Annotated in this window: 23 protein-coding genes and 1 pseudogene; 10 read left to right on the top strand and 14 right to left on the bottom strand. The window is 49.8% G+C overall.

The annotated features are described in order from the left end of the window. Positions 1-94 precede the first annotated feature (94 nt). From WN16_RS13745 to WN16_RS13715, 7 genes are all read right to left on the bottom strand, one after another. Entirely contained in the window at positions 95-853 is a 759-nt protein-coding gene (locus WN16_RS13745) for a DeoR/GlpR family DNA-binding transcription regulator (protein ID WP_003030679.1), read from the bottom strand. 136 nt (positions 854-989) lie between these two features. Further along, positions 990-1973, bottom strand: a complete 984-nt coding sequence (locus WN16_RS13740) for an aldo/keto reductase (protein WP_044700027.1) — start codon at positions 1971-1973, stop codon at positions 990-992. 9 nt (positions 1974-1982) lie between these two features. Next, entirely contained in the window at positions 1983-2930 is a 948-nt protein-coding gene (locus tag WN16_RS13735; protein ID WP_003840877.1) for a PfkB family carbohydrate kinase, read from the bottom strand. 4 nt (positions 2931-2934) lie between these two features. Further along, entirely contained in the window at positions 2935-3771 is an 837-nt protein-coding gene (locus WN16_RS13730) for a ketose-bisphosphate aldolase (RefSeq protein WP_003840876.1), read from the bottom strand. Positions 3772-3795: 24 nt separating this feature from the next. After that, on the bottom strand, positions 3796-4839 hold the full coding sequence (locus tag WN16_RS13725; protein WP_047715844.1) for an NAD(P)-dependent alcohol dehydrogenase: 1044 nt from the start codon (positions 4837-4839) through the stop codon (positions 3796-3798). Between the two features lie 17 nt (positions 4840-4856). Next, complete coding sequence (locus WN16_RS13720) at positions 4857-6236, bottom strand: MFS transporter (RefSeq protein ID WP_047715846.1); 1380 nt, start codon at positions 6234-6236, stop codon at positions 4857-4859. Positions 6237-6262: 26 nt separating this feature from the next. Beyond that, on the bottom strand, positions 6263-7339 hold the full coding sequence (locus tag WN16_RS13715) for a zinc-binding dehydrogenase (RefSeq protein ID WP_044700068.1): 1077 nt from the start codon (positions 7337-7339) through the stop codon (positions 6263-6265). 296 nt (positions 7340-7635) lie between these two features. Here WN16_RS13715 and WN16_RS13710 point away from each other — a divergent pair, with 296 nt between their 5' ends. Both WN16_RS13710 and yajD read left to right on the top strand, forming a co-directional pair. After that, positions 7636-8889, top strand: a complete 1254-nt coding sequence (locus WN16_RS13710) for a glycoside hydrolase family 18 protein (protein ID WP_044700031.1) — start codon at positions 7636-7638, stop codon at positions 8887-8889. 93 nt (positions 8890-8982) lie between these two features. Next, positions 8983-9327 (top strand): HNH nuclease YajD, encoded by a 345-nt coding sequence (gene yajD, locus WN16_RS13705; RefSeq protein ID WP_003832478.1) that lies wholly within the window; start codon positions 8983-8985, stop codon positions 9325-9327. 44 nt (positions 9328-9371) lie between these two features. Here the strand turns inward: yajD and WN16_RS13700 are convergent, their stop codons facing one another. Both WN16_RS13700 and msrB read right to left on the bottom strand, forming a co-directional pair. After that, positions 9372-9647, bottom strand: a complete 276-nt coding sequence (locus tag WN16_RS13700; RefSeq protein WP_003030693.1) for a YeaC family protein — start codon at positions 9645-9647, stop codon at positions 9372-9374. A 42-nt stretch (positions 9648-9689) separates the two neighbouring features. Beyond that, positions 9690-10103, bottom strand: a complete 414-nt coding sequence (gene msrB / locus WN16_RS13695; protein WP_003030695.1) for a peptide-methionine (R)-S-oxide reductase MsrB — start codon at positions 10101-10103, stop codon at positions 9690-9692. Between the two features lie 341 nt (positions 10104-10444). Here msrB and gapA point away from each other — a divergent pair, with 341 nt between their 5' ends. Beyond that, positions 10445-11440 (top strand): glyceraldehyde-3-phosphate dehydrogenase, encoded by a 996-nt coding sequence (gapA, locus tag WN16_RS13690; RefSeq protein ID WP_044700033.1) that lies wholly within the window; start codon positions 10445-10447, stop codon positions 11438-11440. 83 nt (positions 11441-11523) lie between these two features. Beyond that, complete coding sequence (locus WN16_RS13685; RefSeq protein ID WP_003846660.1) at positions 11524-12408, top strand: D-hexose-6-phosphate mutarotase; 885 nt, start codon at positions 11524-11526, stop codon at positions 12406-12408. 180 nt (positions 12409-12588) lie between these two features. Here the strand turns inward: WN16_RS13685 and WN16_RS13680 are convergent, their stop codons facing one another. Both WN16_RS13680 and WN16_RS13675 read right to left on the bottom strand, forming a co-directional pair. Continuing rightward, a complete protein-coding gene (locus WN16_RS13680; protein WP_044700036.1) occupies positions 12589-13443 on the bottom strand; it encodes an aldo/keto reductase in 855 nt (284 codons plus the stop codon). A 159-nt stretch (positions 13444-13602) separates the two neighbouring features. Continuing rightward, complete coding sequence (locus WN16_RS13675; protein WP_003030706.1) at positions 13603-14349, bottom strand: MipA/OmpV family protein; 747 nt, start codon at positions 14347-14349, stop codon at positions 13603-13605. A 433-nt stretch (positions 14350-14782) separates the two neighbouring features. On the opposite strand from WN16_RS13675, the gene yeaG reads away from it, so the two are divergent. Together yeaG and WN16_RS13665 are read left to right on the top strand one after the other, a co-directional pair. After that, positions 14783-16717 (top strand): protein kinase YeaG, encoded by a 1935-nt coding sequence (gene yeaG, locus WN16_RS13670; protein WP_003030707.1) that lies wholly within the window; start codon positions 14783-14785, stop codon positions 16715-16717. Between the two features lie 121 nt (positions 16718-16838). Next, positions 16839-18122, top strand: coding sequence for a YeaH/YhbH family protein (locus WN16_RS13665; protein ID WP_003030708.1), 1284 nt, complete (start codon positions 16839-16841; stop codon positions 18120-18122). Positions 18123-18187: 65 nt separating this feature from the next. Here the strand turns inward: WN16_RS13665 and WN16_RS13660 are convergent, their stop codons facing one another. Then, positions 18188-18958 (bottom strand): class I SAM-dependent methyltransferase, encoded by a 771-nt coding sequence (locus WN16_RS13660; protein ID WP_044700039.1) that lies wholly within the window; start codon positions 18956-18958, stop codon positions 18188-18190. Positions 18959-19121: 163 nt separating this feature from the next. Here WN16_RS13660 and dgcJ point away from each other — a divergent pair, with 163 nt between their 5' ends. The 3 genes from dgcJ (at position 19122) to WN16_RS13645 (ending at position 21743) form a co-directional block, all read left to right on the top strand. Next, positions 19122-20612: a diguanylate cyclase DgcJ gene (gene dgcJ, locus WN16_RS13655; RefSeq protein WP_044700042.1), complete on the top strand. Its 1491-nt coding sequence runs from the start codon at positions 19122-19124 to the stop codon at positions 20610-20612. A gap of 43 nt (positions 20613-20655) precedes the next feature. Next, positions 20656-21159: a YbaK/prolyl-tRNA synthetase associated domain-containing protein gene (locus tag WN16_RS13650; RefSeq protein ID WP_016150101.1), complete on the top strand. Its 504-nt coding sequence runs from the start codon at positions 20656-20658 to the stop codon at positions 21157-21159. 137 nt (positions 21160-21296) lie between these two features. Continuing rightward, on the top strand, positions 21297-21743 hold the full coding sequence (locus tag WN16_RS13645; protein ID WP_003832453.1) for a DUF441 domain-containing protein: 447 nt from the start codon (positions 21297-21299) through the stop codon (positions 21741-21743). On the opposite strand, the pseudogene WN16_RS13640 reads toward WN16_RS13645, so the two are convergent. Then, positions 21726-22518: pseudogene (locus WN16_RS13640) on the bottom strand (helix-turn-helix transcriptional regulator); the annotation flags it as partial. The gene WN16_RS13645 and the pseudogene WN16_RS13640 sit on opposite strands and share 18 nt — an antisense overlap. Positions 22519-22617: 99 nt before the next feature. Here WN16_RS13640 and WN16_RS13635 point away from each other — a divergent pair. Then, the gene (locus WN16_RS13635; RefSeq protein WP_003846669.1) at positions 22618-23805 is read left to right on the top strand and encodes a CynX/NimT family MFS transporter; all 1188 of its coding nucleotides are present in this window, start codon (positions 22618-22620) and stop codon (positions 23803-23805) included. Between the two features lie 36 nt (positions 23806-23841). Here the strand turns inward: WN16_RS13635 and WN16_RS13630 are convergent, their stop codons facing one another. Further along, positions 23842-24549, bottom strand: coding sequence for a CTP synthase (locus WN16_RS13630; protein ID WP_044700044.1), 708 nt, complete (start codon positions 24547-24549; stop codon positions 23842-23844). Positions 24550-24583: the final 34 nt, after the last annotated feature.

The following is a 24583-nucleotide window of genomic DNA, read 5'->3' as shown; positions in this document are numbered from 1 at the left end:
AGAAGCAATTTTGCCGCGCCATCCATCATCATTAGATTCTTATGGCATTTCCCAGGTGCAAACTAAAATAATATCGACACAACCCTCGCTATAGTTAATAAACGAGTTGAATATTATTCTCTTTGCAAAATGCAATCCACTCTGCACCCGGTGCCTTATTGGTTATTAGGTAATTAATATGGCTAAAGTCCACTAGCTGAACGAAAGCTTTACGATCAAACTTTGAGTGATCAACTAACAATGCCACCTCAGTCGCCTGGCGGATCATGGTTTTTTTGATTTCCGCTTCCGCTTCATTAGAATCAAGCGCCCCACTCTGCATATCCAAACCTTTGCAGCTCATCACCATGATATCAACATGATAGCGGCTGATAATCTCCTTGGTGATTCTTCCCTGCAGCGACAGCGTATTCTTATTCAGCTCACCGCCAGTAGAGACCACGTTAATTTCTGACTGCGCCAGCTCATGAAATGCTTCAGCCGAATTGGTAAGCAACGTCAGATCGTTTCTTTCCTTCAACAGCTTTAATAATTCCATCGCGGTACTGCTGGAGTCGGCAGCCATTGTGGTCTTATTTTTAATAAACGGTAATGCATTACGTGCAATGATCTGCTTTTCTTCGAAGAAAGATTTTGCACGCTTATAAAAATGAATATTGTCGGACAACGCAGTGGTATTGAGCACTGCACCGCCATATGTTCGGGTCAAAAAACCTTCATCTTCCAGTTTTTCAAGATCGCGGCGAATCGTTTCCTCAGTCACCTGAAAGATTGAACTTAAATTAGATACCACCACTTTCTTATCGTTAGCCACCATTTGCTTAATGGCCTGAATCCTGTCTTTTGCCGCCACGATGATACCTCTGTTTCCTGCAAAGTAATAATAAGACCCTAGTATCTCACAGGCTATATTTATTTTCAAAAGAACATGTCTGAATCACAGATTTTAATACTCTTTTACACAGAAACAGAGGTCAATCCTATCTGAATTAATTTATATCCAACGCTTCCGCCATTCGCCTCATCAATAATGAATCATCATCTGTCAGGGGAATGGTTAACGCCTCGACATTCTCGCGAACCTGTTCAGGTGCGGTTGCGCCACTCAGTAAGGTGATCAAATCGCTTTGCTTTAAAATCCACGCCAGAGCTAGTGCGGGGATTGTGCAGCGGTATTTTTCACAAAGCGGCTGCCACTGCCCAAGCATATCAATCACCCGCAACATATTTTCCCGCTGAAACCAGACCTTGTTAGCCCGCGCGCCGCCAGGAACATAATCTCGGGCGATAGTACCGGTCAACAACCCCTGCTCAAGCGGTGAATATACCTGCACGATGATGCCATTCTGCTGACATAGCGGCAGCAGTTCAGCTTCCAGCGCCCGGTCAAGAATGCTGTACTTGGCCTGGATAATATCCAGCTCACCGTGTTTGAGATACTCCCTGATATGCCCGGCATTGACGTTTGCCGCACCAATCGAACGGATTTTCCCCTCTTTTTTCAGTGCGTTCAGCGTGTCTACGGTTTCCGAAATCGGCGTAAAACAGGGTTCGACCGACTGCCAGTGGGTCATATAGATATCAATACTGTCGATACCCAATCTTTGCAGGCTGGCATCAACCTCTTCGCGAATAGACTCAGGCGTGAGGTTTTTATACAGCTGGCGATCGCCCACTTTGTTAAACAGGCTGCCTGTTCGCTCCCAGACGATGCCGCATTTGGTTTCAACCACTACCTCGCTGCGCGGCAGCTTTTTCAGCGCCTGACCGACAATCACTTCACTGTTGCCAAAGTTGTAGCCTGGCGCGGTATCAATCAGATTGATACCGCAGCGATGCGCCTCAACAATGGTATCGATACAAATCTGCAGATCGAGATCGCCATTCCATGCCGGACCACCGCCAATAGCCCATGTGCCTAATCCCATGCGGGAAAGCGTAATATCCGTACTTCCTAAAGGAATCATTTTCATCTGCCGCTATTACCCTTCGTATTCGTCAAGAAGTTGTTCAACCAGCTTTCTGTTCTTCACACCCGTCGTGGCACCCACGCTCAGTACCGATATTGCCGCCGTTGCATTAGCAAACAGCGCGCAGTCGCGAAGCGGTTTGCCTTCTAGCAGCGCGGAGATAAATCCTGAAGCAAAGTTATCCCCCGCGCCGATGGTGTCGATGGCGGTAATTCCTGACACCGCCGGGACCTCCATTTTCATGTCAACACGCTTGATAAAACAGCCTCTCTTGCCGGTCTTAATCACGACGGTTTTCACGCCACAGTTCAGAAAACTGTCGGCAATCTCATCCAGCGTCTCTTTCCCAGTGAGCAGTTTTGCCTCTTCAAAATTGGGAAACAGATAATCCACGTAGCTCAGCGCTTCACGGATATCGTCCAGCGTTTCATTCAGTCGCGGTTTAATCATATCCGCGCAGATAATGAGCTTATGCGCTTTCGCCTGAGTGAAAATTGCCGTCAGTGCATCACCATCCAACAACGGGCTATTAAAAATACTCGCCAGCGACAGCAGCTTTGCTTGAGAGAAACGGTCAAAATCAACATCGTTTATATTCAGTTTCCATAAGCTGCCGTTACGGTTAGTCACAAAGGTGCGTTCACCATCAGCGGTGACTAAACCCACGTTAATGGAAGTATCAATATCAGCATCCTGCTTCAGGCTTTTAATATCAATATTCTCCCGACGGCAGTGGTCGACAATAAAATGCCCCGCAGCATCGTCACCTATCCGGCCTATTAACGCCGTGCGATGGCCGAGGCGAGAAATAATCGTCGCCTCATTAATAGCGTCACCTCCCGTGGTCATAGCTATTCGTTCTAATGGATAAGAGTCAACATCAAAGATATTTTTACTCACTGGTTGCAAGGGAATATCAACAATTGCCGCCCCTATACAAATAACCTCGATATTATCCATATTGTCATTCCGCTTTACCGTCTGAACCAAACAATTTGATTTTCTCCAGCGCGCGCGCTTTTACGGCTTTACGTACTTCACGTTCAACGTGCAGGAACGGCTGGTCCTGGTTCTCCTGCACCGCCACCATTGCGGCCTGGCACAGTTCGGTGTGAATATTGATTTTCGAAATGCCTAATGAAATGGCTTTTTTGATATCCGCGTCGCTAATGCCGGACGCGCCGTGCAGCACCAGCGGAACGGATACCGCCTGACGCACTCGTTTAACCACGTCAAAGTTCAGTTTCGGTTCGGAGGTGTAGACGCCGTGCTGGTTACCAATCGCTACCGCCAGCGAGTCACAGCCGGTACGCTCGACAAACTCAGCCGCCTGGCTTGGGTCAGTGTAGTGATAACCCGCCAGCGCCTCTTCGTAGACCGTTTCATTACCCACATGGCCCAGCTCTGCTTCGACCGGAATACCCAGCGGGTGGAAGAAATCGACCGCCTCTTTGGTCAGGCGAATATTCTCCTCGAAATCAAAAGCGGAAGCATCACGCATCAGTGAATTCATGCCGTGGGCCCATGCGTTATGGATTATCTCCATGCTGCGTCCGTGATCCCAGTGGGTAATAACCGGCACCGAGGCTTTTTTCGCCATAGAAACCATCATATGCGAAAAATCTTCAAACGAGGTATTACCCACAAAGCCGGTACCGAAGGAGATAATTACCGGCGATTTAGATTCTTCCGCCGCATCAATCACTCCCATTAGCATTTCCGCATTCCACACGTTAAAGTGGGCAATCGCATAATGTTTATTTTGAGCATCATTTTCCCAATATTTAATATCTGCCAGCATGGTTATTTCTCCCTTTTCAATAGATTAATAATTTACTTTAATAACGCCTTTGATAATTTCACATTTGTTATTAACGGATTCATCAAACGCGCGCTGAACATCTTCATAATCGTAAATATGCGTCACCATCGACTTCACATCAAAACGCCCTGAGGAGATGGCTTCAATCGTGACCGGGTAGCGGTTGGCATAACGGAAAACGGTCTGAATAGACACTTCACGGTTAATTTTGAGGAAATTAATCGCTGAATCACCAGGTACAGTACCCACGATCATGATTTTCCCGCCGCGCATTACCAGATATGGAGCCTGCTTAACAGTGATCGCTGAACCTGCGGTTTCAAAAACAATATCGGCCCCCATATCGCCGGAGAACTGCTGGCAGCGGACAACGGTGTCCTCTTTCGCCCCGTTGATCACGGTCGTCGCACCAAGTTGCTCGGCCATGGTCAGACGCTTTTCCAGGACATCAACCACCGCAATGTCGGTAGCACCCAAACATTTACAGGCTTGCAGGGTCATTAAACCAATACAGCCCGCCCCCAGAATGACGATTTTCTTGCCCGGTTTAACGTCCGCCAGCATTGCGGCATGCATCCCTACCGCCGCGGGCTCTACCAGCGCGCCTTCCATGGTGTCCATATTATCGGGCAACTTGTAAGTGAAGCTCTCCGGATGGCACAGATAGTGGGTTAGCGCGCCGCGATAATTAGGTTGCGTGGCCATAAAGTCAACATCAGGGCAGATGTTGTATTTCCCTTCCAGACAGAAGCGGCAGTGACCGCACGGCACGCCCGGTTCGATATTCACCTGGTCGCCGGGTTTAAATTCAGTCACACGGTTCCCTACTGCCACCACCGTACCGGCGCATTCATGCCCCAGACCAATTTCCTGATTGGGATCTTTCGGCGGAATAAAAGGACCTGATTCAAAACCATGAACATCTGATCCACAAATTCCAACGTATTCCACTTTAATCAGCACTTCGTGCTCTTTTGGCACCGGGATATCGGCGGCAATAATTTTCATCGTGCCCGGCGTTTTTAATATCGCTTTTGAATTTTTCATTTTATTTCCCATCAATATTATTTGCTGGTAACTGCATCAATACCGAGACTTTCGACAGAGACGCCTTTGGTTTCAATTCCGATGGTAGCAATGGCGACAGCGACAATAATGGAGACCGCACCCAGCAGTACAAATACACCCGTCACTCCATAACCATTAAGCAATACCGCGACCGCATAAGGCGCAGCGATACCACTGATACGTCCTACCGCATTCGCCAGACCAGAACCGCGGAGTTTCGCTTCGGTTGGCCATATTTCCGGAACATAGACTGCCGAGGCGTAGCAAACGTACATATAGACAAAAGTAATCAGGAAGAAACCAATTAGCGTAATCAGCAGCATGCTGGTTTGCAGTGAATAGATATATCCCAGCACGGCAATTAACACTAATAACCCCACACCCATGGTCTTTCTCGGAATTTTATCCATTACCAGCATGGCGATAAAAATCCCAAACGGCGCGCCGAACATACTCATGGTATTTAAGACAATGGAGTCTTTCAGATTAATGCCCTGTGTCATAAATATTGTCGGTAGCCAATTAATTAAGGTGTACTGGACGACGTTCATAGCAATCAGAACAAAGGAACCCAAAATAACCCGCTTCAGTAACACCCCTGTTAATAATGCGGAGTACGGAACAGAACACGGTTGTTTGCCATCATCATCTATTACGACTGGTGGCAGCGGCTTACCGGTCTGTCGAATGACACCTTCCTCAATTGCCCGCATCACCTTTTCGGCTTCCTGGTAGCGCCCGCGAGACTCCAGCCAGCGAGGCGACTCAGGGAAACTGCGCCAGGCAATAACCGTTGCTATGAGCGACAGCACCGCAGGAATCAACAACTGTACGCGCCAGTTCCATTCCGTGCTGATAAGTGGCGTCAGCCCCATCGCAATCAGCGAACAGAGTGGATAAGACCAGTTGCCGATAAACGAGACCCGACTCGACCATGTACCACGATTTCTACCAGGCATATATTCGGTAAACCCGGCAAATAAGGTCACTAACAGCGCGCCTAATCCAACTCCCATTACAAAACGGCAGGCGATCAGAAAGGTCATATTGGGTGAAAACGCACCCACGATCATAGAAATAATATGAATCGCTTCATATAGAATAAATGCGTTTTTACGCCCGATTTTATCGCCAATAATTCCCCCACCGAGCGCGCCGAGAAACATTCCTGCCGTCGTAATGGCAGAGAACGTGGCGGTGGTGGAATTATCAGTCCAGCCAAGTTCTTTTAACTGCGCGAGAATTAATCCGCCGACGGCATTACTCCAGCAAACCAGTAATCCGAAGGCAACCATCGCAAACATTGACGTATGCCAGCGACAGTCAGGTAGCCTGTCCAGTCTGGCGCCGCAGTGCGGTTTTGCTATTTGTTCCATGCGATAACGTCCTTTTAATAAACATGTTATTCATCAAAGTCGTAAGTCATGATGACTTTAATCGCGGTTTTATTGACCATGGCGTCAAATCCTTCGCGCCATTGCGATAGGCCGATACGGTGAGTGATCATCGGTTTGACCTTGATCGCTCCGCTGGCCAGCAGGCGTATGGCGTTGCGCCAGGATGTAGAATCGTAGGCCATATGGCCAATGATGCTTTTGTTCCACGCGGTGATGTCGTTGATGGAGAAATCGAGAGGTTTAAAGCCCATGCCGACGCGAACGACTTCACCATTCGGGCGCAGCATTTCGATCGATTGTTTCAGAGCTATATTGGCACCAGAGCATTCAATGACTAGCCCCAGATTGTCTTTACCGCAGATTTCCTGGCAACGTGCAACCACATCTTCGGTCGAACCGTTAACGACAGCTGTCGCGCCCAGGTCTTTGGCGATGGGGAAGCGTACGGCAACATCCTCTTCCAGCCCGACCATCACAATATTAACGGCCCCCATAATGCGCGCCATTTGCACGGAAAAGAGCCCTAATGGGCCGGTGCCGAAAACCACGACATCCTGGCCGGGAAGGAATTTGGATTGCTGAGCAATAGATTTGTAGGCGTTACAGATAGGATCCAGCACCGCCGCTTCTTCATAATCAACGCCTTGTGGGATTTCCCACAGCGCATGGCGGTGAATTTTGAGGATTTCTCCCGGCACCAGGCAATATTTAGAGAACCCTCCGCCCCATGTGTTGTTGTCGAGACCTAAGTTCACTTTTTCTGTACAACACAGAAAATCGCCTTGTTCGCAGGCCGGGCAAACACCGCAGACATGTCCACTATTGTCAGAAACCACCCGCTGACCGACTTTCCAGTCCTTAACTTTGTCGCCAACGCGGACAATTTTACCGGCGAACTCATGGCCGCGGATGGAGTTAAATTGATCAGATCCGCTATCAACATTGTAGTGTTTCATGTCCGCGCCGCAGATAGCCGCCGCTTTGATTTCAATCACGATGTCATCCGGGCCACAAACTGGTTCCGGTACATCAATCATCTTATAGCCGCCAAAGGCCTTGCCAAATCTTGCCAGTGCTTTCATTGAATTTTCCTTTGTGTTCAGTTTTGCATCAGTGACAATCATACTTATCCATATAATTTTTGAGGTCAACATCAAATCTTTAAAACACAGATTATTATCTGCATTTCACAACCAAGATCACAAATAAGTGCAAAGATGAATTGAAAACCAAGTGAACCTGGCAGCCGCTTCGCTAAAATGGCGTGAACCCCTTCGCATTTTTCCTGTTATGAAACTGTTAACCTGCGGGTGCTGTTTTTTTCGCCACGCCATTTCCGTGGCGTGTTTACTTGTTTAAATGTCAAAGAGGAACACCGATGAAACTATTGCCTTTGTTGGCAGCATTACCCTTGCTCTGCGCCAGCGTTGTTTCCGCCAATTCACTGATGTCAGTTGGCTACTTTAATGGCGGTGGCGACGTCACTGCCGGTCCTGGCGGCGACATCAATAAACTGGATGTTCGCCAGATAACTCATCTCAACTATTCGTTTGGCCTTGTCTACAACAACGAAAAAGACGAGACCAATGACGCCTTAAAAGACGCCAGCAAACTGCATCAAATTTGGCTTTCACAGAAAGTGCAGGATGATTTGCTGAAAATTCCACAGCTGCGTAAACAAAATCCAAACCTGAAAGTGTTACTTTCCGTCGGCGGTTGGGGAGCGCGTGGATTCTCTGGTGCGGCGGCAACGAAGGATACGCGCGCAGTGTTTATTCAGTCTGCGCAAGAGATAATTGCGAAATATGGTCTGGATGGCATCGACCTCGACTGGGAATATCCGGTTAACGGAGCCTGGGGACTGGTCGAAAGCCAACCGGCTGACCGCGCTAACTTTACCGCGCTGCTAACAGAACTGCGGACCGCATTGGGGCATAAAAAACTGCTGACCATCGCCGTGGGCGCAAATGCAGAAAGTCCGAAAAGCTGGGTGGATGTAAAAGCCATTGCACCATCGCTCGACTACATCAACCTGATGACCTATGACATGGCTTACGGCACCCAGTATTTTAACTCGAACCTGTATGATTCGACGCAATGGCCGACGGTCGCCGCGGCGGATAAATACAGCGCCGATTTTGTGGTCAGTAACTATCTCGCAGCCGGTCTGAAACCGAGCCAAATGAATCTGGGCATTGGCTTTTATGGACGCGTACCAAAACGCGCCGTTGAGCCAGGTATTGACTGGAGCAAACCTGACGCGCAGAAAAACCCGGCTACCCAGCCCTATTTCGAGTCAGCTCAAATTGAGTTGTTCAAATCACTGGGCGTCGACCTGAGCAAAGATACCTACGTGAAGTACAACGATATCGTGGCGAAGTTGATCAACGATCCGCAAAAGCGCTTTAGCCAACATTGGGATGATGAAGCGAAAGTACCGTGGCTGTCGGTGCAGTCTGCGGATGGAAAAACACTCTTTGCCCTCTCCTATGAAAATCCGCGTTCGGTGGCGATCAAAGCCGACTACATCAAAAGCAAAGGGTTGGGAGGCGCCATGTTCTGGGAGTACGGCGCAGATGACAATAATCAGTTGGCGAAGCAGTTAGCCGATTCGTTAGGCATCAAACACTGATCCCAACGCCTGACACAATAGGTTATGATTAGCACATTCTGCTGCGCCAGCTTTTGGCGCAGCTCTTCATTTTCTACTGGAGGCATGAGCTTTATGGCTTTTATCCCTAAAAATTACGCCCGTCTTGAAGTCGGTTACCGGGAAAAGGCGCTTAAACTCTTTCCCTGGGTCTGTGGACGCTGTTCCCGTGAGTTCGTGTATTCAAATTTGCGCGAGTTGACGGTACACCATATCGATCACGATCACTCGAATAACCCAGAAGATGGTAGCAACTGGGAAATGTTGTGCCTGTACTGCCACGATCACGAGCATTCCAAATATACGGAAGCGGACCAGTATGGTTCAACGGTGGTTGCAGGAGAAGATGCGCAAAAGGCCGTAGGCGAAGCGAAATACAACCCGTTCGCCGATCTGAAAGCGATGATGAATAAGAAATAACATCAACTGCAGGCCCGACATCGATGTCTGCCGGGCCTGGGTAATCAGGATTTAAACGTCGCAATCGGTTCGGGCGTAATACCAAACTCAACCTTCAACTGCTGCTTGCTCTTCATCACCATCTCACCGTTGGTATCAATCGTCATATGCTGCGCGTCAATATTGTTACGCGCCTGCCATAACATCACCAACTGTAAGCTATTCTCTTTTTGTTCTGCTGTTAGCGCTACCCCATCCGGCCATTTTCCGAGCTCAACGGCAGTCGATAAGCGCTGATAAACTTCCGGCGTCATACTGTTGATCATCTCATCAAGATTCATGTTAAATCCACTCTCCGTAGAATAATTTGCTGAATCGTTTCTTCAACCCTTGGTTTGCTCACCGTTTTCACTATCAGTGAAGTTCAAAGACGCTGAGTTAACGCAGTACCGTTCACCGGTAGGTTTCGGCCCATCCGGGAAGACGTGTCCCAGGTGCGCATCACAGTTTCCGCAGCGGATTTCTATGCGCTGCATGCCGTGTGACGTATCTTTTATGTAATGGATAGCCTCATCGCTGACAGGCTCGTAAAAGCTGGGCCAGCCGCAGCCAGAGTCATATTTTGTCTCGGAACGAAATAGCGGTTTATCGCAGATCAGACAGTGGTAGATGCCGTCTCGCTTGTTATGCAGCAAACGCCCGGTAAATGGCGGTTCTGTCCCGTGATTCTGCGTCACGTAGAACTGCATTTCGGTTAAATTTTTTTTCAGTTCTTCTGGAGAAGGTTGATTAGCCATTTGCTCACATCTCGCTTTATCTAAACTCACATCGCGAGACAGATTCTAACAAAACATTAACACCGGAGTGCGAACTTTTGTTCTAAACTTGATCCTTGCGAAATGGCAGCCTGCAATTCGTGATCAGAATCACGTTTTTATCTTGATTGCCCTTTAAAATTCGGGCCGCCGACCCCATGTGGTTTCAAGCCCAAAGGAAGAGTGAGGCGAGTCAGTTGCGCAAAGCTTAGGCAGCAGATTGATTTGTCGCAATGATTGACACGATTCCGCTTGACGCTGCGTAAGGTTTTTGTAATTTTACAGGCAACCTTTTATTCACTAACAAATAGCTGGTGGAATATATGACTATCAAAGTAGGTATCAACGGTTTTGGCCGTATCGGTCGCATTGTTTTCCGTGCTGCTCAAGAACGTTCTGACATCGAGATCGTTGCAATCAACGACCTGTTAGACGCTGACTACATGGCTTACATGCTGAAATATGACTCCACTCACGGCCGTTTCAACGGTACCGTTGAAGTGAAAGACGGTCATCTGATCGTAAACGGTAAAAAAATCCGTGTTACCGCTGAACGTGATCCGGCTAACCTGAAATGGGACGAAGTTGGTGTTGACGTAGTAGCTGAAGCTACTGGCCTGTTCCTGACAGATGAAACCGCTCGTAAGCACATCACTGCTGGCGCGAAAAAAGTGGTTCTGACTGGTCCGTCCAAAGATAACACTCCGATGTTTGTTAAAGGCGCTAACTTTGACAAATACGAAGGTCAGGACATCGTTTCTAACGCTTCCTGCACCACTAACTGCCTGGCTCCGCTGGCTAAAGTTATCAACGACAACTTCGGCATCATCGAAGGTCTGATGACTACTGTTCACGCGACCACCGCTACTCAGAAAACCGTTGATGGCCCGTCTCACAAAGACTGGCGCGGCGGCCGCGGCGCATCCCAGAACATCATCCCGTCCTCTACCGGTGCAGCTAAAGCTGTAGGTAAAGTACTGCCAGAACTGAACGGCAAACTGACTGGTATGGCGTTCCGCGTTCCTACCCCGAACGTATCCGTTGTTGACCTGACCGTTCGTCTGGAAAAAGCTGCTTCTTACGAAGAAATTAAGAAAGCAATCAAAGCTGCTTCCGAAGGCCCGATGAAAGGCGTTCTGGGTTACACCGAAGACGACGTAGTATCTACCGATTTCAACGGTGAAGTTTGCACTTCCGTGTTCGATGCTAAATCTGGTATCGCACTGAACGACAACTTCGTGAAACTGGTATCCTGGTACGACAACGAAACCGGCTACTCTAACAAAGTTCTGGACCTGATTGCTCACATTTCCAAATAAGTTGAGATGAGTATCTGATCCAAAAAGGCGACTTCGGTCGCCTTTTTTTATGACCAAAATATTCACATACCAAGGATTGCATCATGATTAACAAAATTTTCGCTCTCCCGGTCATTGAACAGCTTACCCCTGTCCTCTCCCGCCGTCAGCTTGATGAGCTTGAGGTTCTTGTTGTCGATCACCCCCAGGTTAAAGCGTCTTTCGCGCTACAGGGCGCACATCTTCTTTCCTGGAAACCAAACGGCGAAGAGGAAGTCCTGTGGTTAAGCAACAATACCCCGTTTAAAACCGGCGTAGCGCTGCGTGGCGGCGTACCAATTTGCTGGCCGTGGTTTGGTCCGGCTGCTCAGCAGGGCCTGCCTTCGCATGGTTTTGCCCGTAACTTGCCATGGACGCTGAAAGCGCACAACGAAGACGACAATGGCGTGGTGTTGACGTTTGAACTGCAGAGCAATGCCGAAACGCGTCAGCTTTGGCCGCACGAGTTTTGCCTGCTGGCCCGTTTCAAAGTGGGAGCCACCTGTGAGATGGAGCTGGAAGCTCACGGTGAGTTTGAAACCACCTCGGCACTGCATACCTATTTCAACGTTGGTGACATTGCGGCAGTGAAAGTTAGTGGTCTCGGCGATCGCCTGATCGATAAAGTGAATGATGCTAAAGAAGATGTGCTGGCTGATGGTATCCAGACCTTCCCGGACCGCACCGATCGTGTCTATCTGAATCCGGAAGCGTGCAGCGTGATTCATGATGATGCGTTGAATCGCAATATCGACGTTGTCCACCACCACCACCTGAATGTCGTGGGCTGGAACCCTGGCCCGGCGCTGTCCGTCAGTATGGGCGACATGCCGGATGATGGCTACAAAACGTTTGTTTGTGTAGAAACGGCTTACGCGACCGCTCCGCAGAAAACCACCGAAGAAAAACCATCTCGCCTCGCGCAGACTATTCGTGTTGCTAAACGCTAAGATAACTCTGCTCATCATGCCGGATGCGGCTAACGCCTTATCCGGCCTACAAACACACGCAGTCGTAGGCCTGATAAGCGCAGCGCCATCAGGCAAATCAGTGCAACATGCCGGATGCGGCATGCAAACCACACGCAGCCGTTGGCCTGATAAGCTGCGTGAGCAGCGTCATTTGGCAAATCAGGCCATATCCAGCGCTGTTTTACCTTTTGGCGCCGGATACGCCTTATCTAACTGCTTCAGCTCATCTACAGAGAGCGTTATCTCCAGCGCGGCGGCATTTTGTTCGACATGCGCTACGCTTGCGGCTTTTGGAATTGCTATTACACCCGACTGACGAATCACCCACGCCAGCAAAATCTGTGCAGCACTAACATTGTGCACGCGCGCAATGTCATTCACCACGGAATTAGAAAGCAAATCGCCACGCAGCCGTCCCGCCTGGGCCAGCGGACTGTATGCCATGACCGGCATCTGTTGCTGCTGGCACCACGGCAGTAAATCATATTCAATACCGCGCGAGGCTAAATGATAAAGCACCTGGTTAGTTGCACACTCCCGTCCACCGGGTACCTGCCATAACGCCTGCATATCATCATAATCGAGATTTGAGACGCCCCAACGGCGGATTTTCCCTTGCGCAATCAGTGTTTCCATGGCATCGACGGTCTCTGCAAATGAAAAATCGCCCATCCAGTGCAGCAAATAGAGATCCAGATAATCAGTTTTCAGTCGACGCAGGCTGGCTTCGCAGGCGGCAATGGCTTTCTCTCCACCGGCATTCCATGGGTAAACTTTCGAGACTAAAAAAGCGCTATCACGCCGTCCCGTTAATGCTTCACCCACCACCTCTTCCGCTGCACCATCAGCGTACATTTCTGCGGTATCAATCAATCGCAGGCCGAGATCCAGTCCGGCCTGCAGCGCAGACACTTCATCCCGGCGTCGGCTTGGATCCTCGCCCATGTACCATGTTCCCTGCCCAATAGCAGGAAGCGATACCTGGTTTGTAAACGTCACCTGTTTCGCTGTCATCGCACCCTCCTGTGTTAATGCACCACAGTAAAGCAAAACAACATGCATGTGTCCTGTTAGGGTGCACAAATTGCACCATCATGATCTGGGGGTTGTCTTAAATTTAATGACGTAAAAAAGCCCGCAGAGATGCGGGCTAGTGTTTGACACCGAGTAGTATCAGAACTTGTAGGTCACACCCACCGAGAAGATGCCAGACCAGGACTTATCGACCATCGGGCTGTCTTTCACTTCATCACTCAAACGCACATAACGGCCAGTGCCGTACACGTTCCAGTTGCCAAGGAAGTTATAGCTCGCGGTCAACTCCAGGTACGGATCCCATCCATCGTCAGCGTTGTAGCTATTCAGACCACTGCGGCGAGACTCGTGATTGGACACACCATAATAGTAGTCGTTGTAGTTTTCGCTGCTGTACTGCACACCGATACCCGGCGTCAGGGTCAGACCACCATTGGTGTAACGGTAGAGCCAGGCCAGATCCCAGATAAAGCCGTTGCTGTTATCCAGGGTATCACCCGCCAGCGCGGTACGCAGGAAACCATACTGGGTGTTATGTACATATGATAGGCCAGCCATCAAGCTGCTTTTACGCTTGTCGAGTTGGCGTAAAGCATGGCTATCGCTATCACCCGGCTTGAAATGCGTCGGATCATAGTACGCCATGATGGAAAGCTTATCTGCCGTATCATTCCACAAATAGTAACCGCCACCCAAGCCGCGGAACCACACATTATCGCCTTCATAGGTGACAACCGGAACAGGGTAAACATCGCGGTCATACTGTTTGTACGGGCTGTTAATCACACCAACACCCGCGCCAACAGTCCACTGACTTTCCGCCTGTGCGGTGCTAACTGCGGTTGCGGCAAGGACGCCAAGTGCCAGAAGTTTGAGTTTGGTCACAATCCATAATTCCTTATTCAAATGTGTAGCGGTCAAAGTGTAACCGCCAATACGCTTCAGCCCAACTATTTTACGTATTCACCCCAGAATGTAACCCCCTAATTTCTCAGCGAGTGATGACATTTTGCTTGCAGCACGGTGAACACCGCATGAATCCCGCTCCAATTCTTTACATAAGATGTGCTTTTTTTGCTGATGAGTTATTGATATGCCATTGAAATTCATTTGCGCACACAGGCAAGTTTTGCAAATGCCATCTACGCTTAATTTTAGAAGGTGTATCACCGAATACGTTGATCTCCTGACCACTAAAATGGCATGAGAGTTGCTTATTTCTTCAGCAGCGACGTCGTTCAGTTTACCTCTTCAGGGGCCTCTACTATTCATATGAACGGCTCTTAACATGTGCTAAAAAACGAAAGGACGGCATACCATGAATATATTCGATCACTATCGCCAGCGTTATGAAGCTGCCAAGGACGAAGAGTTCACGCTGCAGGAGTTTCTTACCACTTGTCGGCAAGATCGCAGTGCTTATGCCAACGCGGCAGAGCGGCTATTAATGGCTATTGGTGAGCCTGTCATGGTTGACACTGCCCATGAACCTCGACTTTCTCGACTCTTTTCGAATCGGGTAATTGCACGCTATCCCGCTTTTGAAGAGTTTTACGGCATGGAAGACGCCATTGAGCAGATTGTTTCTTATTTGAAGCATGCGGCTCAAGGTCTGGAAGAGAAGAAGCAGATTCTGTATCTGCTGGGGCCTGTGGGAGGGGGGAAATCATCTCTTGCTGAGCGGCTGAAGTCGCTGATGCAACGAGTACCGATTTATGTCCTGAGCGCCAATGGCGAACGTAGCCCGGTCAACGATCATCCGTTATGCCTGTTTAATCCGCAGGAAGACGCGCAGATCCTGGAAAAAGAGTATGGGATCCCACGTCGTTATCTCGGTACGATCATGTCGCCGTGGGCTGCTAAACGTCTGCATGATTTTGGCGGGGACATTACAAAATTCCGCGTCGTCAAAGTCTGGCCGTCTATTCTGGAGCAGATCGCTATCGCTAAAACGGAGCCTGGTGATGAAAACAACCAGGATATTTCTGCGCTGGTCGGGAAAGTGGATATTCGTAAACTCGAACACCACGCCCAGAACGATCCTGATGCCTACGGTTATTCGGGCGCACTGTGCCGCTCAAACCAGGGGATTATGGAGTTCGTTGAGATGTTTAAAGCACCGATTAAAGTGCTGCATCCTCTGCTGACCGCCACCCAGGAAGGAAACTACAACGGGACAGAAGGTATCTCCGCCCTGCCGTTTAACGGGATTATTCTTGCCCACTCGAACGAGTCTGAATGGGTAACGTTCCGTAATAACAAAAACAATGAGGCGTTCCTTGACCGTGTTTACATCGTCAAAGTGCCTTATTGCCTGCGGATCTCTGAAGAGATCAAAATTTACGAAAAACTGCTTAACCACAGTGAGCTGACCCATGCGCCTTGCGCACCGGGCACGTTGGAAACGCTCTCTCGCTTTACCATTCTTTCTCGCCTGAAAGAACCTGAGAACTCGAGCATTTACTCGAAGATGCGCGTTTACGATGGCGAAAGCCTGAAAGATACCGATCCAAAAGCGAAATCCTATCAGGAGTATCGGGATTACGCCGGGGTTGATGAGGGAATGAACGGTCTGTCCACGCGTTTCGCGTTTAAGATCCTCTCTCGCGTCTTTAACTTTGACCATGCCGAAGTGGCAGCTAACCCGGTTCATCTGTTCTACGTACTGGAGCAGCAAATCGAGCGTGAACAGTTCCCGCAGGAGCAAGCTGAGCGTTATCTTGAGTTCCTGAAAGGCTATCTGATCCCGAAATATGCTGAATTCATCGGCAAGGAGATCCAGACAGCTTATCTCGAATCCTATTCCGAATACGGACAGAACATTTTCGACCGTTATGTCACTTATGCGGATTTCTGGATTCAGGATCAGGAGTATCGCGATCCAGATACCGGTCAGCTGTTTGATCGCGAGTCACTGAACTCAGAACTGGAGAAAATTGAGAAGCCGGCGGGTATCAGTAACCCGAAAGATTTCCGTAACGAGATCGTCAACTTTGTTCTGCGCGCCAGAGCGAATAACAGCGGTCGCAATCCAAACTGGACCAGTTACGAAAAACTACGCACGGTTATTGAGAAGAAAATGTTCTCCAATACCGAGGAGCTGCTGCCGGTCATTTCGTTCAATGCTAAAACCTCGACTGACGAGCAGAAAAAACACGACGATTTTGTCGACCGTATGATGGAAAAAGGCTACACGCGTAAACAGGTGCGTTTACTGTGCGAATGGTATTTGCGCGTACGTAAATCGTCTTAACATAAGTGCCCGGTGGCGCATGCGCTTACCGGGCTTGCAAAACAATGTTCCGTAGGCCGGATAGCGACAGCGCCATCCGGCACTTACAGACATGGCGAACAGTTGGCAGTACGGGGGGCTTATGACCTGGTTTATTGACCGGCGTCTTAACGGCAAAAACAAGAGCACGGTAAACCGCCAGCGCTTCTTACGCCGTTATAAATCGCAAATTAAACAGTCGATCTCCGAGGCCATTAACAAGCGTTCGGTGACTGATGTGGATAGCGGCGAATCTGTCTCTATTCCGACTGATGATATTAGCGAACCAATGTTTCATCAGGGACGTGGTGGCCTGCGCCATCGCGTACATCCGGGTAACGACCATTTTGTGCAGAATGACCGCATTGAACGCCCACAAGGCGGCGGTGGCGGCTCAGGAAGTGGACAAGGCCAGGCCAGCCAGGATGGTGAGGGTCAGGATGAGTTCGTCTTTCAGATCTCTAAAGATGAATATCTTGATCTGTTGTTCGAAGATTTAGCACTTCCTAACCTGAAGCAGAATCAGCAGCGTCAGTTAACGGAGTATAAAACACACCGGGCAGGTTTTACCTCTAACGGTGTGCCTGCCAACATTAGCGTGGTGCGATCCCTGCAAAACTCACTGGCGCGCCGTACGGCGATGACAGCGGGTAAGCGTCGTGAACTGCATGCTCTCGAAGCGGATCTGGAAACCATCGCGAAAAGCGAACCAGCGCAGTTGCTGGAAGAGGAACGGTTACGCAAAGAGATTGCCGAACTGCGGGCAAAAATCGAACGCGTGCCATTTATCGACACCTTTGATTTACGCTACAAAAATTATGAAAAACGCCCCGACCCTTCCAGCCAGGCGGTGATGTTCTGCCTGATGGACGTCTCTGGTTCGATGGATCAGTCGACCAAAGATATGGCTAAACGTTTTTATATCCTGCTGTATCTGTTCTTAAGCCGGACCTATAAGAACGTGGAGGTGGTTTATATTCGCCACCATACCCAGGCGAAAGAAGTGGATGAACATGAGTTCTTCTACTCTCAGGAAACCGGGGGGACCATTGTCTCCAGTGCACTGAAGTTAATGGATGAAGTGGTGAAAGATCGCTACAACCCTGCCCAGTGGAACATCTATGCTGCACAGGCATCGGACGGTGATAACTGGGCAGATGATTCACCGCTGTGTCATGAGATTTTGGCGAAAAAGCTACTGCCAGTGGTACGCTATTACAGCTATATCGAAATCACTCGCCGCGCCCACCAAACCTTATGGCGTGAATACGAACATCTGCAATCAACCTTTGATAACTTTGCGATGCAGCATATCCGCGACCAGGATGATATTTACCCGGTATTTCGCGAACTGTTTCATAAGCAAAGTACGACCAGTAACAATTAATCTAAACAAATCAGTCAGCGCGTAGATGTGCTGACTGATTTTATAAATAGTGCCCCATCCTGTTTTTATTTTCCCTTAACAGAGCAGCAGGCAATGTAGTTTAGCTGATGACGTTGCGAACGGAAGAAGCGGAACATTTTCAGGAACCGACGACGATTTTCGCTCGTGCGTAAGCCGTTAAACACAATTTTAACTGCCCCTGTAAGCCCTTCATCACGAATTAATCCGCGCGGTGACATCAGCGACATGTTGCCATTCTGCTGCAAGACCTGTTCGAACCCGCAGTTAAGAAACAAATCACGCCAGCCTTGTCTGGTCATTGGGCTAACGTTTGATTTCACCACATCGACAAGCTGGCCCTGATCGCCCGCGCCCAGTTTTTGGGCGGTGAACATAATATCGTGGGTGAGCAGGCGCCCACCGGGCTTCAACACACGATAATATTCGGCAATTAACTTCGCCTTCGCTTTATCGGCATACATTGTCAGCATGGCTTCGTTAATCACAACATCAAAACTGTTATCCGCAAAAGGCAGGGTACTGGCATTCGCAGCCATCACATGGATGTGATTTTCCAGCCCATTTGCTGCCACATTATTTCTGGCATTAGACAGCGCGGTTTTATCCATATCGATAGCGTAGACCGTACAACCAAAGCGTTGAACTAACTCTATCGCCGTCGTGGCCATGTTGCACGCCACTTCAAGCACCTGGCTGCCGGGCGTCAGCTGTGACTGGCTAAACAACCATTCTGTTGCTTCAACGCCGCCCGGACGCAGACGGGTTTTGCCCAGGCTGGCTAAAAATGTATGACCCGCTTTTTCAGTCGCGCTCATTGGCCTGTCTCCTTTTATAAGTTGCATTATAAATACAACATTAAGAGTTAAAGGTGAAGCGCGCGAATGATTTTTATTACAAAATGTCCTTGCCCGTAGCGTTAGAGCGGATGTATGCCGTGTGATAGACTGAACTATCAGACTTACAGGGCTGTAAATCATTATGAAATTGCATCATAAAGCGCTCAGGCTCTTTATCTCCGTCAGCGTAATTGTTTTGACGTCTTCTTTTTTGGTTTATGAGCTCATTGCCAGCGATAAAGCAATGAATGCGTACATGCGCTATATCAATGAGAAAGCCGACTCATCGTTCCTCTATGATAAGTACACAAATCAGAGCATCGCAGCCCATCTGATGCGCACATTTTCGTCCCCCCATGAGCCAGCCTCTCTCGAACAGCAAAAAGCACTTTGCACCGCTTTCGACAGCGTTAACGGCGCTCATGGGCTCAACCTTACTAAGCACAACTATCTGCCATTGCACGGTACGTTGCAGACCACCTCAACAAAATGTAGTGAGCAGCTTGATGACATTTTTCTGCTGCCTTCTTTTGACCGGGCGGTCAATGTTAATCGTCAGCAGAAAGATTACGGTCAGGGATTAGGGACGTTAGAGTATAAATTTCGATATTACGTCGATCTCAAAAATAACTACGTCTATTTCTATGATTTGATCGACTCGCGGAAATTTGCGATACACAACTGGTCGTTTTTGCAAAAAGGTACGCTGGGAATCGACCAGAATGATATTGATGGTATTTTCACCGGCCGCACGGTGATTTCCAGTATTTATGAAGATAACCTGACCGAGAAAAAAGTGATGAGCTTTTTAACACCGGTCTACTACACCGGTAAGTTAAAAGGTGTGGTGATGGTAGATATTAATAAAGAGAATTTACAGAATATTTTCTATACCAGTGACCGCCCTCTCGTCTGGCGCTATCTTAACGTAACGGTCTCGGATACCAGCTCCGGTAAAGAGATTCTCGTTCATAAAAGTGAAACCGATCTGTTCCGCTATGTTCACTATGAGAAGGACATACCCGGTGGTATACGCATCACACTCTCACTCGATGTTATGTATTTTATTGTCTCGTCCTGGAAGATATTCGCATTCTATTTACTGGCAACGATATTACTGCTGAATATGGTCAGAACGCATTTTCGGCTGTATCACAACGTCACGCGGGAAAATGTCAGTGATGCGATGACCGGGCTCTACAACCGTAAAATTTTAACGCCGGCGCTTGAGCAGCGTTTGCAACAGTTGGTGAACACGGGAACGCTCGTCACCTTTATCGCCATCGACTGCGATAAACTGAAAGTCATCAATGACACGTTAGGGCATAAAGAAGGCGATCGGATTATCACCCATCTGGCCAAAGCCATTCAAAGTTCTATTCGCAAAAGCGACTACGCCATCCGCCTCGGCGGCGATGAGTTTTGTATTATCCTCATCGACCACCCCAGTGATTTAACGCCCCGCCTGCTGGAGAGAATTCGCTATAACTTACAAATTATTGCGCATGATATATCCATCAGCTTCTCCGCCGGGGTTTATAATATGCAGCCGAACGACACTATTGATGATGCTTACAAAACATCTGATGCACAGCTCTATCTGAACAAACAGAAAAAACACGCCGGTGCGTGATTATTTTTCTGCAGGATTTTCATTGTTGTACCAGGAGTAAGTCATGACGGAAGTGAACAAAGGTAACGCAACGCATCAGCGTTTAATTTCGCTGTTGTCAGAGCAAGGCGCAACGTACCGCGTGGTAAGCCATGAAGCCGTCGGCAAATGTGAGGCAGTTTCTGAAATTCGTGGTACCGCACTGGGCCAGGGAGCAAAAGCGCTGGTCTGCAAAGTAAAAGGCAACGGCGTCAATCAGCATGTTCTGGCGATCCTCTCTGCCGATCAGCAGGCCGACCTGAGCCGGTTAGCCAGCCATATTGGCGGGTTGAGAGCGTCTCTTGCCAGCCCGGCGGAGGTAGATGAACTGACTGGCTGCGTATTTGGCGCTATCCCACCGTTCAGTTTTCATCCTAATCTCAAGCTGGTCGCTGATCCGCTACTGTTTGAGCGTTTTCATGAAATTGCGTTTAATGCCGGGTTGCTGGAAAAATCCGTGATCATGGATACCGCAGATTACCTGCGTATCGCGCAACCTGAATTAATGCCTTTCCGCCGCGAACAATAATGGTCTGCGTTAGCAGTAAAAAACGTCGCATCGTGCGTTAGCCCAAAAAAATCATAATCATTAAAAAAAGCCTGTTCCGTCACGCATTTACGCGTACAGTAAGCAGGCTTATTTTTTCTTTTGGCAAGGAAACTACGATGTTTGATGTCACTCTGCTGATCCTCCTCGGACTGGCAGCTCTGGGCTTTGTCAGCCACAACACCACTGTCGCTGTTTCAATTCTGGTGCTGATCATTGTCCGTGTTACCCCTCTGAATACTTTCTTCCCCTGGATTGAAAAACAGGGCCTGACCGTCGGGATTATCATTCTGACCATTGGTGTCATGGCACCGATCGCCAGCGGAACGCTACCGCCCTCCACGCTCATCCACTCCTTTGTAAACTGGAAATCACTGGTCGCTATTGCCGTCGGGGTATTTGTCTCATGGCTCGGCGGACGCGGCGTTACGCTAATGGGCAGTCAGCCCCAGCTTGTTGCCGGATTACTAGTGGGCACGGTACTGGGCGTGGCACTGTTTCGCGGTGTGCCGGTGGGGCCGCTTATTGCGGCAGGCCTGGTCTCGTTGATTGTTGGGAAGCAGTAGCCAGCCCGTTCAGATAACGGCCTGGCGTCTGCCCCAGGCCTTTTTTGAACATAGTGATAAATGCCGTGGTCGAATCGTACCCGAGCATTTGCGCGACCTGTTGTACATTGCGGCCATCGATCAACGCCTGCAGCGCCAGAATCAGCTGGAGCTGGTGACGCCAACGGCGAAAACTCAACCCCGTTTCTTTGACGACCAGACGAGCAAGGTTACGTTCACTCATCGCAAATACGCTGGCCCATTGTCCCAACGTCTGCCATTGTGCTGGCTCTTTCGCCATCGTTGCGACCATTCTGCGAATTTTCGGGTGATCGGAAACCGGTAACTGCATCTGCTCCTGTGGTTGCTGCGGGAGTTCATCAAACAACACTTGCGTCAGCCGCTGGGTTGCCGGCTCCAGTCGCTGAGCATCCGATTTGGACGCCAGCGCCAGAATGAGTTCCCTACATAACGGGGCGATTTTCAGCGTGCAGCAACGTTCAGGCATCACGACAGCCTGCGGCTCAATAAACAGAAAACACAATTGCGCGCCCACGGTAACGTGGTTGCTGTGTGGAATTTCGCCAGGGATCCACACCGCATATTGCGGAGGTACCATCCACATAGCGTTTTCAACTTCACAGGTGATCGCGCCATGCAGCGCCAGGATCAACTGTCCCTTACGATGCTGATGCAGCGGACTGAAAAGTTCATCTTCCCGAGCCTGAATACAAAATGCTACCGCCGCATCGTGGTGCAAATCGGGCTCATATCCATCCAGTCTCAGCCCCAACATAAGAATGTCCTATTTTAGCGATAATCTGTCATTTTAGCTTGATTCATCCATAGTGTAAAAACGCTAAAGTATCGCCTCGCCTGACGATATGAGAACAAAATGATTACTACACCTTCCTCCCGTGGCAAAAACGCAGCGTTGCTGATCGCGGGGATCCTGATGATTGCCACCACACTGCGCGTCACCTTTACCGGCGCAGCCCCGTTGCTGGATGCCATTCGCGCCGACTACGGCTTGAGTACCGCCCAGACTGGGCTTCTGACTACCCTGCCGCTGCTGGCCTTCGCGCTGGTATCCCCCCTGGCTGCCGCTGTTGCGCGCCGCTGGGGCATCGAACGTAGCCTGTTTGCCGCGATGCTGTTGATTTGCGTAGGTATTGCGATTCGTTCGCTGCCTTCGTCAGGGTTCCTGTTTAGCGGTACCGCCATCATTGGTTGCGGAATCGCGTTGGGAAATGTGCTGTTACCCGGATTGATTAAGCGTGATTTTTCCCAGCATGTGGCGAAACTCACTGGCGCATACTCGCTGACCATGGGCGCGGCGGCGGCACTGGGCTCGGCAATTGTGGTTCCATTGGCACTAAATGGATTTGGCTGGCGCGGTGCGTTGATGGTGCTGATGGCCTTCCCGCTGCTGGCGCTGATTATCTGGTTGCCCCAATGCCGCCAGACTGCTCATGCCAGCCTGAGTAACTCGCGCGCCTTGCATTCCCGCGCGATCTGGCGCTCTGGCCTAGCCTGGCAAGTGACGCTGTTTCTGGGGATCAACTCCCTTGTCTATTACGTCATCATTGGCTGGCTACCCGCCATTTTAATTAGCCATGGCTACAGTGAATCTCAGGCCGGTTCGTTGCATGGTTTACTGCAGCTGGCGACTGCCGCGCCGGGAATATTGATCCCTCTCGTCCTGAACAGATTTAAGGATCAGCGCGCCATCGCCGCTCTGGTTTCGTTAATGTGCGCCGTCGGCGCGGCGGGATTCGCCATAATGCCCGAACAGGCATTGCTATGGACCATCCTGTTTGGCTTTGGCTCAGGCGCGACGATGATCCTCGGCTTAACCTTTATTGGCCTGCGCGCAAGCTCAGCGCATCAGGCTGCAGCGCTCTCCGGCATGGCGCAGTCTGTCGGATATTTACTGGCCGCCTGCGGGCCACCGCTGATGGGGAAAATTCACGACCTCAACGGTAGTTGGCTGATTCCATTAACGGGTGTCGCCGTGTTAGCGATGCTGATGGCGGTGTTTGGTTTGTGCGCGGGGCGCAATCGGGAGATCGCGAGCGCATAATGCAGAGGGCAGGTTCGCGGACAACCTGCCCAATATTTATCCGCGCGCGGCGCGCAGCATCGCCTGAACCAGAGGTACGGGTTTTCCCGCCAGCGCTCCGCGTTCATGCTGAAAGAGCGTGCCGACATAAAATGGATGTGTCACCAGCTCAATGGCACGAATATCACCAGCCTCATCCCAACCGGTCACACGGAGATCGCCACGCTCCAGCTCAGCGGCAAAATCTTCCGATACGCCGTAGTTGCAGTGATATCCCTCCGAGATAACATCCCGTCCGTAGGCTTTGGCAATCAGCGTATTGGCCCGAAGCTCAATATCATCCGTTTTTTCTACCAGCGAGCAGGTCAACGGTGCTATCACCATCCGACCCGTGGTGTCCGTCTCCGCGTGGGCGGCGTCGATCCAGCCCAGCACGTTGCGGGCATACTCCAGAATGGCATGTTGAAAGCCGCCACAGGTACCCAGGAATGGGATGCTGTTTTCACGCGCATAGCGTATCGCGATCAGCGCCCCTTCCAGGTGGCGATAAGGACTGCCTGGAACGACCCAAATGGCATCATAACCTACCAGGTCCTCACTGCTGCTGATATCAGATGTGGTTAGCCAGTCATAATCAGCCACTAATTCCAGGACGGCAGCGGCATCATCAATGGTAAGAGGAATAGCCTGATGCGCCACAATATCGGGGTTGTAATCGCCCACCAGCGCAATGCGAAGCGTATCTTTAATCGGGGAAATTTCCATTAAACGTTCCTTATGTCCAGACAATGAGGGACAC

The organism is Citrobacter sp. ABFQG (genome assembly GCF_004322975.1).
Classification (GTDB): domain Bacteria; phylum Pseudomonadota; class Gammaproteobacteria; order Enterobacterales; family Enterobacteriaceae; genus Citrobacter; species Citrobacter freundii.
The sequence above is the reverse complement of the archived record's forward strand: the minus strand, read 5'-3'. Positions and strand labels throughout refer to the sequence as shown.

Excerpts from the sequence above, each read along its gene's own strand:
- gapA (WP_044700033.1), top strand. The coding sequence starts at position 10,445 with ATGACTATCAAAGTAGGTATCAACGGTTTTGGCCGTATCGGTCGCATT.
- WN16_RS13720 (WP_047715846.1), bottom strand. The coding sequence starts at position 6,236 with ATGGAACAAATAGCAAAACCGCACTGCGGCGCCAGACTGGACAGGCTA.
- WN16_RS13630 (WP_044700044.1), bottom strand. The coding sequence starts at position 24,549 with ATGGAAATTTCCCCGATTAAAGATACGCTTCGCATTGCGCTGGTGGGC.
- WN16_RS13660 (WP_044700039.1), bottom strand. The coding sequence starts at position 18,958 with ATGAGCGCGACTGAAAAAGCGGGTCATACATTTTTAGCCAGCCTGGGC.
- WN16_RS13730 (WP_003840876.1), bottom strand. The coding sequence starts at position 3,771 with ATGCTGGCAGATATTAAATATTGGGAAAATGATGCTCAAAATAAACAT.
- msrB (WP_003030695.1), bottom strand. The coding sequence starts at position 10,103 with ATGGCTAATCAACCTTCTCCAGAAGAACTGAAAAAAAATTTAACCGAA.
- WN16_RS13685 (WP_003846660.1), top strand. The coding sequence starts at position 11,524 with ATGATTAACAAAATTTTCGCTCTCCCGGTCATTGAACAGCTTACCCCT.
- WN16_RS13710 (WP_044700031.1), top strand. The coding sequence starts at position 7,636 with ATGAAACTATTGCCTTTGTTGGCAGCATTACCCTTGCTCTGCGCCAGC.
- WN16_RS13645 (WP_003832453.1), top strand. The coding sequence starts at position 21,297 with ATGTTTGATGTCACTCTGCTGATCCTCCTCGGACTGGCAGCTCTGGGC.
- yajD (WP_003832478.1), top strand. The coding sequence starts at position 8,983 with ATGGCTTTTATCCCTAAAAATTACGCCCGTCTTGAAGTCGGTTACCGG.
- WN16_RS13635 (WP_003846669.1), top strand. The coding sequence starts at position 22,618 with ATGATTACTACACCTTCCTCCCGTGGCAAAAACGCAGCGTTGCTGATC.
- WN16_RS13740 (WP_044700027.1), bottom strand. The coding sequence starts at position 1,973 with ATGAAAATGATTCCTTTAGGAAGTACGGATATTACGCTTTCCCGCATG.
- WN16_RS13650 (WP_016150101.1), top strand. The coding sequence starts at position 20,656 with ATGACGGAAGTGAACAAAGGTAACGCAACGCATCAGCGTTTAATTTCG.
- WN16_RS13700 (WP_003030693.1), bottom strand. The coding sequence starts at position 9,647 with ATGAATCTTGATGAGATGATCAACAGTATGACGCCGGAAGTTTATCAG.
- WN16_RS13680 (WP_044700036.1), bottom strand. The coding sequence starts at position 13,443 with ATGACAGCGAAACAGGTGACGTTTACAAACCAGGTATCGCTTCCTGCT.
- WN16_RS13725 (WP_047715844.1), bottom strand. The coding sequence starts at position 4,839 with ATGAAAAATTCAAAAGCGATATTAAAAACGCCGGGCACGATGAAAATT.
- yeaG (WP_003030707.1), top strand. The coding sequence starts at position 14,783 with ATGAATATATTCGATCACTATCGCCAGCGTTATGAAGCTGCCAAGGAC.
- WN16_RS13665 (WP_003030708.1), top strand. The coding sequence starts at position 16,839 with ATGACCTGGTTTATTGACCGGCGTCTTAACGGCAAAAACAAGAGCACG.
- WN16_RS13735 (WP_003840877.1), bottom strand. The coding sequence starts at position 2,930 with ATGGATAATATCGAGGTTATTTGTATAGGGGCGGCAATTGTTGATATT.
- WN16_RS13715 (WP_044700068.1), bottom strand. The coding sequence starts at position 7,339 with ATGAAAGCACTGGCAAGATTTGGCAAGGCCTTTGGCGGCTATAAGATG.
- dgcJ (WP_044700042.1), top strand. The coding sequence starts at position 19,122 with ATGAAATTGCATCATAAAGCGCTCAGGCTCTTTATCTCCGTCAGCGTA.